Origin of the sequence: Pseudomonas sp. SID14000, from assembly GCF_002165135.1 — a bacterium.
Taxonomy (GTDB): Bacteria; Pseudomonadota; Gammaproteobacteria; order Pseudomonadales; family Pseudomonadaceae; genus Aquipseudomonas.
The window spans coordinates 358966-373548 of record NZ_NFZQ01000002.1; the positions used below are offsets into that span (position 1 = coordinate 358966).

Annotated in this window: 13 protein-coding genes, 1 tRNA gene and 1 pseudogene; 8 read left to right on the forward strand and 7 right to left on the reverse strand. The window is 50.3% G+C overall.

Annotation, left to right across the window (positions count from 1 at the left end; all coding sequences use genetic code 11):
• Positions 1–2 precede the first annotated feature (2 nt).
• The 3 genes from ihfA (at position 3) to CAY82_RS04590 (ending at position 833) form a co-directional block, all read left to right on the forward strand.
• Entirely contained in the window at positions 3–305 is a 303-nt protein-coding gene (gene ihfA / locus CAY82_RS04580; RefSeq protein WP_003250679.1) for an integration host factor subunit alpha, read from the forward strand.
• On the forward strand, positions 286–642 hold the full coding sequence (locus tag CAY82_RS04585) for a MerR family transcriptional regulator (RefSeq protein ID WP_003250681.1): 357 nt from the start codon (positions 286–288) through the stop codon (positions 640–642). Before ihfA ends, CAY82_RS04585 begins: the two co-directional genes overlap by 20 nt.
• 114 nt (positions 643–756) lie before the next feature.
• Positions 757–833 (forward strand) — tRNA-Pro (locus tag CAY82_RS04590).
• A gap of 736 nt (positions 834–1569) precedes the next feature.
• Here CAY82_RS04590 and CAY82_RS25765 read toward each other — a convergent pair.
• The 4 genes from CAY82_RS25765 to CAY82_RS04600 are packed head-to-tail and all read right to left on the reverse strand — an operon-like array spanning position 1570 to position 7429.
• Positions 1570–2301 (reverse strand): hypothetical protein, encoded by a 732-nt coding sequence (locus CAY82_RS25765; RefSeq protein ID WP_140399080.1) that lies wholly within the window; start codon positions 2299–2301, stop codon positions 1570–1572.
• The gene (locus CAY82_RS25770; protein WP_140399081.1) at positions 2285–3433 is read right to left on the reverse strand and encodes a hypothetical protein; all 1149 of its coding nucleotides are present in this window, start codon (positions 3431–3433) and stop codon (positions 2285–2287) included. The genes CAY82_RS25765 and CAY82_RS25770 overlap by 17 nt, the downstream gene beginning before the upstream one ends.
• Complete coding sequence (locus tag CAY82_RS04595; RefSeq protein ID WP_087500113.1) at positions 3420–5720, reverse strand: sensor histidine kinase; 2301 nt, start codon at positions 5718–5720, stop codon at positions 3420–3422. Before CAY82_RS04595 ends, CAY82_RS25770 begins: the two co-directional genes overlap by 14 nt.
• An 11-nt stretch (positions 5721–5731) precedes the next feature.
• On the reverse strand, positions 5732–7429 hold the full coding sequence (locus tag CAY82_RS04600; RefSeq protein ID WP_170931026.1) for a class I SAM-dependent DNA methyltransferase: 1698 nt from the start codon (positions 7427–7429) through the stop codon (positions 5732–5734).
• Positions 7430–7806: 377 nt separating this feature from the next.
• On the opposite strand from CAY82_RS04600, the pseudogene CAY82_RS26980 reads away from it, so the two are divergent.
• Both CAY82_RS26980 and CAY82_RS04605 read left to right on the forward strand, forming a co-directional pair.
• Positions 7807–7984, forward strand: a pseudogene (locus CAY82_RS26980) (glutaminase); the annotation flags it as partial.
• A gap of 190 nt (positions 7985–8174) precedes the next feature.
• A complete protein-coding gene (locus CAY82_RS04605) occupies positions 8175–8981 on the forward strand; it encodes an HNH endonuclease (protein WP_087500115.1) in 807 nt (268 codons plus the stop codon).
• Between the two features lie 110 nt (positions 8982–9091).
• Here CAY82_RS04605 and CAY82_RS04610 read toward each other — a convergent pair whose 3' ends face one another.
• Positions 9092–9355 (reverse strand): DUF3077 domain-containing protein, encoded by a 264-nt coding sequence (locus tag CAY82_RS04610; RefSeq protein WP_003256566.1) that lies wholly within the window; start codon positions 9353–9355, stop codon positions 9092–9094.
• 169 nt (positions 9356–9524) lie between these two features.
• The gene (locus CAY82_RS04615) at positions 9525–9767 is read right to left on the reverse strand and encodes a hypothetical protein (RefSeq protein WP_003256565.1); all 243 of its coding nucleotides are present in this window, start codon (positions 9765–9767) and stop codon (positions 9525–9527) included.
• Between the two features lie 542 nt (positions 9768–10309).
• Between CAY82_RS04615 and CAY82_RS04620 the strand changes: the two genes are divergently transcribed.
• Positions 10310–10972: an HD domain-containing protein gene (locus CAY82_RS04620; RefSeq protein ID WP_087500116.1), complete on the forward strand. Its 663-nt coding sequence runs from the start codon at positions 10310–10312 to the stop codon at positions 10970–10972.
• 221 nt (positions 10973–11193) lie between these two features.
• Positions 11194–11988, forward strand: a complete 795-nt coding sequence (locus tag CAY82_RS04625; RefSeq protein ID WP_063915109.1) for an NYN domain-containing protein — start codon at positions 11194–11196, stop codon at positions 11986–11988.
• A 56-nt stretch (positions 11989–12044) separates the two neighbouring features.
• On the opposite strand, the gene CAY82_RS04630 is transcribed toward CAY82_RS04625, so the two are convergent.
• A complete protein-coding gene (locus CAY82_RS04630; protein ID WP_087500117.1) occupies positions 12045–13076 on the reverse strand; it encodes a sensor domain-containing diguanylate cyclase in 1032 nt (343 codons plus the stop codon).
• Positions 13077–13290: 214 nt separating this feature from the next.
• Here CAY82_RS04630 and glsB point away from each other — a divergent pair, with 214 nt between their 5' ends.
• Positions 13291–14199, forward strand: coding sequence for a glutaminase B (gene glsB, locus CAY82_RS04635; RefSeq protein WP_087500118.1), 909 nt, complete (start codon positions 13291–13293; stop codon positions 14197–14199).
• Positions 14200–14583 lie beyond the last annotated feature (384 nt).

The following is a 14583-nucleotide window of genomic DNA, read 5'->3' on the forward strand; positions in this document are numbered from 1 at the left end:
GCATGGGTGCTCTGACGAAAGCTGAGATGGCCGAAAGGCTGTACGAGGAGCTGGGGCTTAACAAGCGTGAGGCCAAGGAGCTGGTCGAGCTGTTTTTCGAAGAAATTCGGCACGCACTTGAAGAGAACGAGCAGGTCAAGCTGTCCGGTTTCGGCAACTTCGACCTTCGCGACAAACGCCAGCGGCCGGGCCGCAACCCCAAGACAGGGGAAGAAATCCCGATCACCGCACGGCGCGTCGTCACCTTTCGTCCAGGGCAGAAGTTGAAGGCCCGGGTTGAGGCCTATGCTGGAACCAAGCCATAACGACGAACTGCCCCCCATACCGGGCAAAAGGTACTTCACCATTGGTGAGGTGAGTGAGCTTTGTGCGGTAAAACCGCACGTGCTGCGGTATTGGGAGCAGGAGTTCGATCAGCTCAATCCCGTGAAGCGGCGGGGGAACCGGCGGTATTATCAGCGGCAGGATGTGCTGATGATTCGCCAGATTCGTGCGCTGCTTTATGACCAGGGGTTCACCATTGGCGGGGCTCGGTTGAGGCTCTCCAGTGATGAGGCTAAGGATGAGTCGAGCCAGTACAAGCAGCTGATTCGGCAGATGATTGTCGAGTTGGAGGATGTGTTGGTGGTGTTGAAGAAGTGAGCTGGGTTGTTGGTGAATGGAAAATTTTTTGAGAAAAAGCTTTCATTTATCAGGAGGTTAGGGTACATTCTTCAACGTTCTCGGTAGCATTGAGAGCATGCTTCAAAGCCCAGTCGGGGCGTAGCGCAGCCCGGTAGCGCACTTGCATGGGGTGCAAGGGGTCGAGTGTTCGAATCACTCCGTCCCGACCATTATTTGAAACGAAAAAGCCCAGTCGGTTATGACTGGGCTTTTTGTTTTCAACCCAACTGCTATCCGCGCTACCCGAACCTCATCTGGCGTTCGGAGAGGAGCCTGCCGATCACGTTCTAGGCCGCAGTCGCGGCGGACCTGACAACCAACAGGCATCTGCGGTGCCAATGGGACGCTGTTGCGCTTCTTCCTCTTGGTCGAGCCTGTGGCATCAGCTAGGTCCAACCATTTCTGGACGACTTCAGCACTATCAAGCCAGCGTAGCCGGCTACGTAAGCGCTGCAAATGGTTGCTTACCGACAAGGGCTGCGACGTCGAAGCGCTACGCCGCTACTGCGACAATATCGAATGAAACCCTTAATCCCGCTGCGCTCGATGAAGCGGAAACCCAAGCCTTGCATGCCCCAACTGTTTGATCGGCCCTATTAACGGCGACTTTGGCGCAAGTTGTGAAATGGACGGCGGGACTAAGCAGTTGAGAATAAATTTTAAATTCAGCTCGACAAATTAATCGTAGGCCAGCATGAGGCTTCGATCGCCGCAATTACTTACATACATGATCTGTGGCGTAACTATCTGACTTTTCGGGAAATGGCGTAGGAGTATCTCTAGTCAATGCATTACCGAATGCGAGGTAGAACCCAAATAAATAATGCGGCAGGGCCGCAGAACTGAGACCTAAACATTAGGGCAGCCGAGTTCATAGAGTAATCAGTGATCTCGGCAAGCCAAAGTTTATATAAAGTGGGGCCAAAGCTCCGTCGAAAAGTCCCTACTTCCGGATGAAGTGAACCAAGAGTTAAGGCCTTCTATGTAAGGTCGTAAATAGCGTTGTTGGGAGTCTCGAATCTTATTTCCATAATCTCGTTCGCTACGAAGCGCTTTCCAGTATCCACCAGCAAAGTTAGATAGCACGAAGTCCAAGGCGAGAATAATATCCATCGGGGGGTGACCGATTCTAGGGGATGGTAAGATCAAAATTCCCCCATGATTTCCTTGCAAGATATTAAGGTTTCTACCCCCGAACTGGAAATGATATAAAGGATGGGCATCCTCAGGCTCACCGTCCCCATCTTTGAATATATGTCGATCAAAATGCCAGCTAGCTATAAGCTTATTGTCTTCTGTGGAAATTATTATGTTTAGCTCTAACTCACTTATGAGTTCCGATAAGATTGTAGAGCACAGTCCACCAATCTTAAAATCGACCTTGACTTTTAGGAAGTCACCGACCGTAGCTGGAATAGTCTTCCTTGGGGTCTTTATACGAAGCACTAAGTTATCAACGCTATATCCCCACGAATCTTTTCCATATGGCATGTTTCCTGCGCACATGCTGGCTGCTTGCGTCAATGCACCAATGTCATTGAAAACAATGGATAGATTCCTGTTGAGAATAGTGGCGAAAGATCTCAGCTCAGAAGACAGGTCTCTGCGAAATGAGGCGCTATTAATTTTCTTCTTCATTTTTGAGCTTTTCCTTAAGTCCTTTGTAGCGCTCCAGTTCTAAAGGGTCTAGATGCCAGGTGTCTTTATTAATCCGGGCCAATAATGCGTGAGTAGATATATAGCAGCTATCCAACCATGGGTCTTGTGTATTGCTGGCTATCTTAAAGCCGTCGCTGCTGTCAAGAGGTTTGTTGGTAGCAAAACATTTTGTCGTATAATTGGTGCTGTAGCCAGGTTCGATTGGACTGGCCGGGACCAGGCTCAAGTTGAAGGCGTTATTCAACTCTGTTATACGTTCAGCGGCATCGAGTCGGCGAAGTGAAGTCTTTAGCTTAAGCTTCTCAAAAGCAATTGCCTCTACCCTGTGAGACCACCAGCGGTCCCATCCATTATGGAATAGTCCGGTATAGTAAGTGTCTTTAATTATGACTTTTAATTCGTCCCAGCTTTCACCGGATGCCGTTATATCAGCGCCTAGTTTTGCAGCTAAAACGTCTTCGTCGATAAGCGTACCGTTGTTTGAGATAAGAGATACTACGATGCTTGCCGCTGTTACCGGGGAAACAGAGAAAAATGAATTAACAAGCCGGGGGTCCAATAGGTCTCTTTCATTTGGAAGCAAGTTAAGTACTTCGACTGCGCCCGAAATTTTTGTATTTCCTTTTTTTGAAAGGCCTCGAAGAAATTTATAACCCTGTGCTAAAGCTACCAAAGCGCTAGAGACAAATTTGCCCTCTAGTTGATGCATGCCGTCGTCTTTCGCATAAACTGCATCAAATAGATCATGCGAGCTGCTGTCAGGAGAATATGAATGAACTATTTTATCATTCATAGACCAAAGAACTATTGGGAAACTACAAATTTCTCCATCGGCCATACGGCTTCTAAGTTCCTGTGCTAGCGTGGGGCCCCGATAAAAGACTTTGTTGCCTGCTTCGTCGAACTCTTCATCAAGGCGTAAATCGAGTAATAAACCGAAAATTTCAGAGTTGCGCTCCATTTCTCGAATCACATCGAGTTGCTGTTCGAGCTTTTGAGGCTGCATTCGGTGAAATTTTAAGTTTCCATTAGTACCGGCCAGTCTATCTAGCATTGGCTGGATGAACTGCTGGGGCTGATCGTCAATACAAAGGTACTTAACGAAGCTCATCTGGTATTTCCTCATCGGTTGCGCGTGGATATTCAATTCGGACGCAGGTGCTAAACCCTGTTGGTGGTTGATGAATGTATACTTCACCCCCAGCATCTTCTATGATATCTCGAATTATCTTGAGGCCTAAGCCTGAGCCTGTAACTTGTGTTTCTTCATCTGCCAATGCATCTGCAGCAGTAGATGTGGTGAAGAATGCATCGAACACTTTATCCTTATGGTCCGGCTGAATGCCATCACCGTTGTCAGAAAATTCGATATACAGCGTTGACGAATCGATTTCACCGGCATTGATTTGAATTTTTCCGGAGGTGCGTGCTCGATTAATAGCCTTCAGTGAGTTTGTGAATAAATTGAAGAATATTGACGCCCATTCTGAGCGATGGCTGGGCTTCACAAATAGGTCATATCCCTTCACTGTAATGGCGAGTTCAACATTTTGACGTTGAAGTGGAGAATGAACAATTCTTTCGAAATCCGATAGTAGATCTCTTACTTCGTGTACTTCAAGTGTTCTTTGAGAGTTCTGAGTTACAGCTTTGTCGAAGTATCGCATATAAGCTTGGAGGGAGGATATGTTGCTTTTGAGATTCCTTAACGTCTCTTCAGTAGGTCTTCCGTCAGCAAGCTCAAGTACTCCCGCAGATAAGGCTGTCAGTACGTGTCGGGTTTCGTGTGTGAATTCACCTATTGTTAACCCAAGGCTCGCTAGTACGCGAAGCATGCCAATTTCTTTGAGAAGAGACTCAGAAACGTTACCTAGTTGTTCGGCTTTTTCTGAAATGCTTGAAATTTTACTACTTGCCTGGTTTTTCCAAGATGATTCATTTAAAGGTATATCAGTTGATTCGGCGTGATAACTCAAATCCTCAATCAGCTCTTTAATCTCTTCCACTAGAGCTGTAGCGGTGGGTTTTTCTTTCTCTTTTACTTGAATGTATGTGTCTGTTGAAAATACCTTTCTACTACGAGCGTGAGCAATAGCAATTACACCCTTCATTAACGCCTTGTAAAGAAAATCTTGTAGTTGGAAGAAAGCGAGGTTTTCAATTAACCCTTCTCTACTTGCAGTTTCTTCAAAATTTATTCCATCAACATCATTAAGCTGAACAAAACCAAGGAAGTTTGAGTTGTGATGCGGAGGAAGCAGCTGTCGTAGAGCGGATGACCGCTGCAAACCGAGCCAATCGTCCTTTGGTTCTCCATACGGTAGGACTCTAAAGCCATTTCTGTAAACCTTAATACCGCCGTGGTTCTTCAGCACATTCCTAACAGCACCACGAGATCCCGTTGGTAATAAGTCGTCAATAAAATAATAAGCTCTAAAGCTAACACCAACCAAATTAGAGTAATCACTCACGTTGTTATCATAAACGGTTCTAACTTTGGGGTCGGGAGTAAGAATCAGGTCGTTTTCGGCAATTCCAAACCGCGTAGATTTTATCGAGTAGTAAGGTGTTCCATTGCTGGAAATATATCCAGAAAATACAGCGTAAGCGTGGTCTAATATGCTTTTTTGCTCATCGGCTACAATTTTTTCTTCACCGTGGATACGTTGGAAAAACTCAACTTTAAATCCTGGGTCACCTGCTGCTTTTTCAGGTGCAAACGGAAGTGAAAATGGTTGGATAAGTTCTGATATATATCTATAGGTCCGTTGGATCTGAGCTAAGCTCCAGGAATCTTTCAATCCTGATATTATGAGGTGAGTACCGGTCGGGATGCTGTCCTGAAGAGTGAGCTTATTAGATATATGAGTTAAATCTCCATTTTCAAAGCGGGCCCAATCAATTTCTAGCGAAAAGCCATGTTTCTCATCCTCTCTTTTGGTCAGAATCTGTAAATGAGATCCGAGCCGCTGAGCAGAGAAACGTCCAATTCCTTTGCGCCCGGCCCGCTGTCGCTTGAATTTGCTTGAGAGTGGATTGATACTTTTATCTTTAGTTGATATTCGCATAAAGCCATTTATCAACTGCTCTCTGTTCATCCCGCAGCCGTTGTCTTCAATTATTAGTGAGCCGCCAATAGAATTCGAGTCTATAAATGTTATTTTTATATAAGTGGCATCGGCATCGTAAGCGTTTTTGATCAGTTCTGCTACGGCAGTTTCTTGCTTCGAAACGAGTTCCCTGCCTAGGCGAGATATGTGACTTGCGTCGATAGAAAAGCGAACATTGTCTGTGTCGGTTTTAGCAAGTTCGTTTGCCAACATCAATATTTTGCTGAAATCCACAGAATCTAAATCTAGCTCGCTTTTAAGAATGTTTTTTAAATGTAGAGCGTCCATTTATGCTTTCCCTATTTTAGTTCGCCTTTTCTATGATTTCTAGCGCTGTTCAGTGCCTCGTCAAATATGTCTAATTCCCAGTGAGTATTCTTGTTAAGTGTGTTTTTTAGAAATGAGTCCGCTAGTTTCCGAATTTCTTTTTCATCGGGTATGTTAGCCGAAAGCAGGAACTGTATCTGCTCAAATGTTTTATCAACTACAAGCGGATTCGGCTGGGTCGGAAGTATAATTGCTAGAGCCATAGCATCTTTTGGTTCTAGCTTGAGGGCGCCAGAGCCACAAGGGCGTCCGATTATCTCTGCGTGTAGCTGAGTAAAAGATGAAAGTATCGAAATAGCGACCGTTTTCTTTTGGGTTTCAGTAATGCAAGCGTTAAAAAATACTCGATGCACTGAATTTGTGCAGTTGGCTTTGCTAGAGTTGATTACAAGCCGAGGTCCATAGTGGGTAAGAAAGGACATGAATCCGTCAGGTATTTTTTCGTCATCCGGCTGGTGCCAAACTGCGCGTTTTGTATAGGTGGCTTTCTGCTTTAAATCTTCGGGATAAGATGATAAATAGAGCAATACTTCAGCTGATAGCTTTTTGCTCTTGGTGTTGAGTAGCAGGCATCGTTCATCTGCTTTTACTAGATTTGAAGCTTGTTCGGGTGTTAAGTGTATGCCTTGGATACTTTTAATTTTTGGCACTACGAATTTAAGGTACTTCTTGTCGATTCCGCTTTTAGTCCATTCGGTCTGTGTTCTAATAAAAAATTTTGTGTCGCCGGTAACGATTCCAATATTTATGGATGCGATGGTTCCTAAGGTGACGCAAGGGAAAATATTGCGAGTTGCAGCAAATAAATTAATAGTGTCACGCGTTACGAACGAACCTGCGCCAAAGTCGATAAAAGGTTCCAGGGCCGATGAGTTGTCATTCCATGTCCTCAGCGCTTGGGAGATGTCAGTAACTCGTATAGCATGATGGAATCGCATATCTCCCGCAGCTTTTTTTGATTTATTAAATCCCCTTGCCAGGAGTATAACTGTTCTCTCTTCGGCTCCTTCATCTAAAAAAATTCGTTCTGAAAGAGAAATCACCAATAGTTTCTCAAATGCTGATTTCAGTGCGGTGTGCAATTTTTTCGAATAGTCAGCGGACAGGAAGCTACCAGGAAGCACCAGAGCAATTCTTCCTCCGGGCTTAATGAATTCAAGTGAATGCAGGATAAAATAAACCCAAAGACTTGAGCGGGCATCAACTATGGTTTTAAATTTGGCTTTCCAGGCGCTGATTGTACCTTTTTGTTTTTCATTGATTTGTGCGTGTCCGATATAGGGGGGGTTCCCAATCACAGCAGTAGCTTGTTCGCTGCAAAAATTTTCCGTACTTAACGATAAAAAATCCTCGTGGAGAAAATTTGAATCTGGGTAACTATAGGGTAAAGCTTTGAGCTTTTCAAATGCATGAGTGTCAATATCACAACCGTGAACATTTGCAAGCGGGTCTGCAGCTCCAATTTCTTTGAGTCGTAAAGCGATTTCGTCTAGAAAATTACAGCCGCCGAAGCTGGGTTCTAATATGCTATCGTTGCTTGAACGAATCGCCCACTGGCATAGAATTCGACTTAAGTTGCTTGGGGTGTAATAGGCTCCCAGGCTCTTTTTTCTCGTGGCGCTGACCTGCTGAGAATTCTCAGTAGAAGCTATTGCTTGTTTTGCGGACACTGGAATCCTCGTAGGTGTTCGGTCTCGCGCGCGATTTTATCAGATGGCAAAAAAAAAGTAAATTTTGATTTGGCGAAACAATATCGCTAAGCCCAGTTGTTTTAATTTGGAAGGGGAAGCACTGGTTGAGGATTACTAAGCACCTGGTATTGGAAGGTTAGCATATTTTATATTGTTTCTATTATGATTGAATTTCGCCCTAACTCAAGCTGTTGATGTGTCGTGTTTTCGTATGCCTTGAAGCCGATAATTGATCGATTCTTTGTACTAACTATATATGCATCAACGTGAATGCGTTGGGGATCTGCGATATCAACCGGTCGCGATTCGCAGCACCTATGCTGTCATGACCATCAGTAAGCTGTATGACCTGCAAGTTCGCCTACCGCGTGGGGGTGCTAGGCAAGAGTGGTGTAGGCGAGGGGTCGTGGCGATCATGCCAGGTCAATTCACCGTGTGCGTATGGCACCTGAGCTGAACACTGCCGGCTACTCCCTAGCTCGGATGGCGGCGCTTGAATTGCTGAATTCAAGTATCGAATGTTCGGTGTTCTGATCAAGGCTGGCCAGATGCCCTAGATGAGGGTAAGTCGGTAATGGTAATCCTCAGTTAGAAAAATGCACGCATAGCGGCGTTTGGCGTAGCGAAGTGGACCGTAACGCGATGCTATCGATTTTTGCCATTGTCCCGTAGGAAATTTCCTCTTTTTTGATAGGCTTTTGCCATCAGTCGAGAGGAAAAGGAAATGCCCGTCGTCATCGTTGAAAACGATACATCACAGTGGGAAGACGAGACAGGCGCTGTCTATCACTTCCCCAAGCGCTACCAAGCATGGCTCGCGGAGGGAACCGAGGTGATCTACTACAAAGGGCGCATCAAGGACAAAGCCTTTGCTTCCGTCCGCCTCAGCGCCGATCCGCATTATTTTGGTAAGGCACGTATAGGTCAGGTCTACGCAGATCGGAGGAGCGATAAGGGTGATCTGTTTGCTCTGATCGAAAACTTCACGCCGTTTGAAGACGCTGTCCCCTCGAAAATTGACGGCGAGTACCTGGAGACTATCCCCGCCAGCCGTATGAGTAACTACTGGCGTGATGGCGTTCGGCCAATTTCTCAATCCGATTACGATGCCATCTTAAGCCATGCAAAGCTCCTGCCTTCGGAGGTCGACGCGGATGTACCGGATACGGAAGGCGACCCACTTACCTTTGAATCGGCCAGTGAAGGCAGCAAAACAAGCTACTTTGGAACCCGTTACGAGCGCCGGAAAGATCTGAGGGTGAAGGCCATCGCCATCCACGGGCTTGACTGCAAGGCATGCGGGTTTGATTTCGAACAGGCATACGGCGAACACGCGAAGGGCTTCATTCACGTTCATCACGTAGTACCGATTTCGGACTTTGGTGGGGAGAAGGCCGTGAATCCTGAGACAGATCTCGTGACGTTGTGTGCCAACTGTCACGCGGTTGTCCATCGCAAGAGAGATAAGACTCTGAGTGTTGACGAGCTGAAAGGAATGTTGCGCGGCCGATGGGTAATCGAGTCTCGGTAGACAGCTAAGCGCACGCGAGCTTTACCTGGCTGTGAACGTGGGGGCAGCTGGAGCGCCTTCAAAACGGGATGGATTTAGGTTCTGAAGGCATCCAGTGAGGGAAGGGCAATTCAGCGCATCATGCCCAGTTCGGCATCATCCATCAGCGCCTTAGCCAATGCGCAGAGGTAATGCGAAGCCCAGATCAGTTGGGGTTTGTCTTCCATCAAGCCGTCCAGAGTCATATCCCGTGCATAGCCCATAAGCTCAGAGGCTTGCTCGCGGGCGCTCTGGCAGGGGATGCCTGCTTCGATGCGGAACAGCGGATGGGTCTGGTTTTCCCCTTGGTAGAAGGTGGTTTTGCCGACGGTGAATTTGGTTTCTTCTGTGGTCATTGTTCAATCTCCCCGAAATCACTAGTGCCTGGTCTGGCCTCATCACCAGCAAGCCAGCTTGCTCCCACAGCTACTGCATAGGCCTCGAGATCTGTGGCGCAGCTCAGATCTATGTGGGAGCCAGACCTCCCGGCGGTAGGGCCGGACCAAGCGACACATCAATGAAGCCTCAGTGCACAGTTCGAGGCTCAGTAGGCATCTGCACCTGGACTATTGCGGACTCAAGCAAAGCTCGCAGCGTCTCCAGCTCATGCATCGAGGCCATCATCAGAATCGACGCGGGCGATTTGGGCTGCAGCAACATTGCCTGATGCACAACGGTCGCCGCGCACAGCGCGTAATCGGTGGCTTGGATCAGGGTGTCTTCAAGGGATAGAACATTGTGGGGTGGATCAGGGACTATCTTCAGCATAAACCCTCTCAGTGCCTTAAAGGGCTGCCGCAGATCCGCTGTCAAACGGAAGGGTGGCAGCTGTTTGTGGGTTGACAGACCGGGGGCACTGAGAATCCCGGCGCACACAAAGGTGCCCCACGCACAGCTGCCATAACTGGCATTGCACATGCTCTCAGTGAACCACGGCCTGTCAAAACCGTGCCGCCAATTGGTAGCGGCAGGTCGAGACTATGGTTCACGATTTCCATGTGCAACGAAAAACAGGCGCAGGGAGTATCTTTGGGAAATGGCCTACAAGGAAGGGGTTAATTCTGACTTTTTTTGCCCATTCACCTTTACAGCATGCAACGTCGGCTGCTCTGTTAACGGTTTGTGGCTCTCAAAAAGCGTTCCACTCACGCATCCCTGTATCCAGTTATGTCGCGATGCCAACAAACGGTCCAGCATGGACTTTCGCCACTCAAGCCTTGAAACTGACCCGCTCGCATCTGGACCAAGGCAGGTCACGGGCCAGCCCCCTGCAAAGGACGCCAAGTAACAGCCCATGGAATGCACCGAAGATGACTATCGAAGCTTTTGCCCCTTTCCAGCGCTTTGCCGCTGACCTGCTGAAGTATCTACCGGCTGACCAGCCAGATGGCTCCCACGACCTGTCCCATATCCATCGCGTATGGGTCAACGCACAACGAATACAGCGCGTAGAAGGCGGCGACCTGGAAGTGCTGCTTGCAGCGACAGTGCTGCATGATTGTGTTGCGGTAGAAAAGAACTCGCCCTTGCGTGGGCAGGCGTCAACGCTGTCCGCACAAAGGGCAGCGTCGATCCTGGCTGATATGGGCTGGCCATTGCAGCGCATCGAACAGGTGGCGCATGCAGTCAAAACCCACAGCTACTCGGCTGGCTTCGAACCACTCACCCTTGAGGCCAGGATTCTTCAGGACAGTGATCGCCTGGACGCCATAGGTGCAGTGGGTATCGCCCGGTGTTTTTACGTTTCCGGGCGAATGGGGTCGGCGCTGTACGATTTCGAGAACCCCACTGCATGGGGGAGGGAGTATCAGGACAAGGCGTATACGGTCGAGCACTTTCATACCAAGCTGCTCAAGCTTGCGTCAGGCTTTAAAACTGCTGAAGGGGCTCGGCTGGCTGCTGAACGTCATGCTCGGCTTGAAGTGTTTCTTGCGGATTTCATGGATGAGATCGGGGCCAGCGGTGCAGGCTGAAGCGCGTGAACCCCAAACCCTTTAACAGTCAAGAATGCGATTGGTCTGTGGCTGTTTTTCCGCCGATTTTTCTTCACTGTGCAGCTGCCGGATGGATTACCGGTGACTGCGCCAGGGAATACAGGCTCAGAAGCCCCCGCAAGCCGATCCGATTGGATATTGAAAAGGGGGAGATTTCTGGAACCGTTGACGATATGGTTGATTCTTTTCAAGGACGGGTCATGGCCACTTACAGCGCGAACCACTCACAGAAACACCTCGCTGTACTGATTGATGCCGACAATGCCCCGGCCGCCATCGTTGAGGGGCTGTTCGAGGAAATTGCCAAGTACGGTGTGGCGAGCGTGAAACGTATCTATGGCGACTGGACCGGCCCCCAACTGGGTGGCTGGAAAAAGGTTCTTCTCGATTACTCCATTCAACCCATACAGCAATTCGCCTACACAAAAGGGAAGAACGCAACCGACAGCTCGTTGATCATTGATGCGATGGACCTGCTCTACACCCGGCGCTTTGATGGTTTTTGCCTGGTTTCGAGCGACAGCGACTTCACTCGGCTAGCTTCGCGCATGCGTGAGGAAGGTCTGACTGTTTATGGGTTTGGGGAGGAAAAAACACCGAAACCATTCGTGGCTGCCTGCGACAAGTTTATCTACACCGAGCTTTTGCGGGAGGAGGTCTTGCCTTCTGCCAGTGAGGAAGTGGCGGTGGAGGTTGATGCTACTGCAGGGACCGGTAAGCCGAACACAGAAGTAGTCGCTCGTAAAAAGCCCAAAGCTCCAGTTAGCTTTATCAGCAAGATTCTGGACGATCTCGCTGACGAGGAGGGCTGGGCGAACCTGGGTGCGTTGGGCGCCAACATGACCAAGCTCCGACCTGAGTTCGATTCGCGCACGCATGGTTTCAAGAAGCTGAGTGATTTGATCAAGGGCCATCCACATGTATTCGAGTTGCAGGCACGGCCGGTTTCCGGGGGCACGGCTGCGCTTTACGTTCGCCACAAAACCTCCCGCTAGTTTCGGGCTGATGTGCAGAAAAAATGCCGTACAGCCCGGATCGTGCTCGGCTCGAGTTACGGCGCTACATAGACAACCCGGTTTCGTCCATTCTGTTTGGCGTCATAAAGCCCCTTGTCAGCGCGTTCCAGTGCGTCATCCAACGTCTCACCCTTGGCAAACAGGGTGCACCCTACGCTCACGCTCACCTTAAGTTGGCCACAGGGCAACTGCATCGGGCTGGCACCCACCTGTTCGCGAATCCGCTCAGCAATCCCCGTCAGCTCTTCACTGTCCTTAACCTGCAAAATAGCAACGAACTCCTCACCCCCATGGCGCACCAACAGATCATCGGGGCGAAGTGCTGCGCGCAGGCGCCGGGCAGTTTCGCAAAGCACCTTGTCACCGCCGCCATGGCCGTACTTGTCGTTGATGGATTTGAAGTGATCCAGGTCTGCATACACCGCACCCAGCTGCAGGCCGTTCACCTCTGCCAGTTTCCGTTCATGCTCTTCAAACGCCGACAGCGCGCCGCGGTTCCACAGTTGCGTCAAAGGGTCGAGCAAGGCTTTGCGCTGCTCGCGATCCATTTCAAGCCGCAGATCGCGGTTCACCTGTGCCAAGGTACGCAACTGCAGATATCCTTCGGCAAGCGTGGCCAGGTCCCTGAAATTCGCATGCTGAGCCTCGCTGAGCACGCGCGGGCGCGGGTCGAACATGCACAGCGTACCGATGGCTTTACCGTTCCCGGCGCGCAAGGGGTGGCCGGCATAAAAGCGGATATAGGGCGCGTTCAGCACGAGCGGGTTGTCGACGAATCGCCTATCGCTTTTCGCGTCGGGAACCATCAAGGTATCGTCACCGAGGATGGCGTAGCCGCAGAAGGAAATACTGCGCGTCGTCTCGCTTGCCTCAAGCCCTATGCGGGCCTTGAACCACTGGCGGTCCTGATCGATCAGGCTGATAAGCACGGTATCCACGTGGGCCAGGTCCTGGGTGAGCCGTACCAAGGTATCGAGGTAATGCTCGGCTGGCGTATCGACCAGGTTCATGTCATCGAGCGTGCGCTGGCGCAGCGCTTCGTCAGCGGGTAAGGGGCAAGCGGGCATTGTTGACTCTCCATTCCTTGGTTAGTTGCTTGTGCACCCTGGCGGTTGCATGTTCTCTATCCGTCGAGACAAGCACAGCATAGGTGATGGCGAGACGCCACGCGTTACAGGGTTGGTCGGGAATTTCTTGCCAAGTGTGTGATTTCTGCCGGCCAACCTTCGTCAAGAATGCTACCCCTTAGCCGTCGTCTGGGGGACTGATACAGGGCCTTCCATGCAAACGCTGTTGAACGAGATTCTCGAAGAAGTACGTCCCTTGATCGGCAAGGGCAAAGTGGCTGACTACATTCCTGCGCTGGCCGATGTGCCTGCGAACCAGTTGGGTATCGCGGTCTATGGCAACGATGGCAGCTATCATTGCGCAGGCGACGCACTGGTGCCGTTCTCGGTACAGAGTATTTCCAAGGTGTTCAGCCTGGTTCAGGCGATTGGCCACTCGGGTGAAGCCATTTGGCAACGGCTTGGTCATGAACCCTCCGGTCAGCCGTTCAACTCGCTGGTGCAGCTGGAGTTCGAGCGTGGTCGGCCGCGCAACCCCTTTATCAATGCGGGGGCGTTGGTGATCTGCGATATCAACCAGTCGCGCTTCGCAGCACCCACTTTGTCGATGCGCGATTTTGTACGGCGGCTGTCGGGCAATCCCCACATTTCCATTGATGCCCGTGTCGCTGATTCGGAGTATCAATTCCGCGCGCGCAACGCGGCCATGGCTTATCTGATGCAGTCGTTCGGTAACTTCCATAACGAGGTGGAGACGGTGCTGCGCAGTTACTTCAGTTACTGCGCGCTGCAAATGAACTGCCTCGATCTGGCTCGGGCGTTCTGTTTCCTGGCCAACGACGGGTTCTGCAAGCACAGCGGTGAGCAGATTCTGACCCGCCGCCAGACCCAGCAGGTGAACTCGATCATGGCCACTAGCGGGCTGTATGACGAAGCCGGGAATTTCGCCTACCGGGTGGGGTTGCCAGGCAAGAGTGGCGTGGGCGGCGGGATTGTGGCGATCGTGCCGGGGCAATTCACGGTGTGCGTGTGGTCGCCGGAGTTGAATGCTGCGGGTAACTCCCTGGCGGGGATGGCGGCGCTTGAGTTGCTCAGTTCGCGGATTGGATGGTCGGTGTTCTGATCGACAGGCTCGCGCGTTGTGCGAAGCAGCGGTGTTACACCTGCGAAGAATCCAGCGCGGTGTATGGCACCGGCTGCGCCGGTGTTCGCGGGTGAACTCGCTCCCACAGGTGCTGCGGTTGCAGTGAAGGCTGTGTGATCCTGTGGGAGCGGGCGTGCCCGCGAAGAATCCAACGCGGTGTATGGCACCGGCTGTGCCGGTGTTCGCGGGTGAGCGGGTTGGTTCTGCTATCCCTGGGTTACGGTTGTGGGGTTTGCGTGCTCCACACGTGTCCGCCAATGCTTGAGGCATTGAACCGTTAGCGTCCGGCAAGGGACTGCCGAGACGGTCTCCAAATTGATTGTTCGCAACGTGCCGATATCCATAAACACCCAGCCGTTCGCA

Coding starts and splice junctions, on each gene's coding strand:
- CAY82_RS04625 (WP_063915109.1), top strand. CDS start 11,194: ATGGCCACTTACAGCGCGAACCACTCACAGAAACACCTCGCTGTACTG.
- CAY82_RS04585 (WP_003250681.1), top strand. CDS start 286: ATGCTGGAACCAAGCCATAACGACGAACTGCCCCCCATACCGGGCAAA.
- glsB (WP_087500118.1), top strand. CDS start 13,291: ATGCAAACGCTGTTGAACGAGATTCTCGAAGAAGTACGTCCCTTGATC.
- CAY82_RS25770 (WP_140399081.1), bottom strand. CDS start 3,433: ATGAGCTTCGTTAAGTACCTTTGTATTGACGATCAGCCCCAGCAGTTC.
- CAY82_RS04610 (WP_003256566.1), bottom strand. CDS start 9,355: ATGACCACAGAAGAAACCAAATTCACCGTCGGCAAAACCACCTTCTAC.
- CAY82_RS04620 (WP_087500116.1), top strand. CDS start 10,310: ATGACTATCGAAGCTTTTGCCCCTTTCCAGCGCTTTGCCGCTGACCTG.
- CAY82_RS04605 (WP_087500115.1), top strand. CDS start 8,175: ATGCCCGTCGTCATCGTTGAAAACGATACATCACAGTGGGAAGACGAG.
- CAY82_RS25765 (WP_140399080.1), bottom strand. CDS start 2,301: ATGAAGAAGAAAATTAATAGCGCCTCATTTCGCAGAGACCTGTCTTCT.
- CAY82_RS04595 (WP_087500113.1), bottom strand. CDS start 5,720: ATGGACGCTCTACATTTAAAAAACATTCTTAAAAGCGAGCTAGATTTA.
- CAY82_RS04630 (WP_087500117.1), bottom strand. CDS start 13,076: ATGCCCGCTTGCCCCTTACCCGCTGACGAAGCGCTGCGCCAGCGCACG.
- ihfA (WP_003250679.1), top strand. CDS start 3: ATGGGTGCTCTGACGAAAGCTGAGATGGCCGAAAGGCTGTACGAGGAG.
- CAY82_RS04615 (WP_003256565.1), bottom strand. CDS start 9,767: ATGCTGAAGATAGTCCCTGATCCACCCCACAATGTTCTATCCCTTGAA.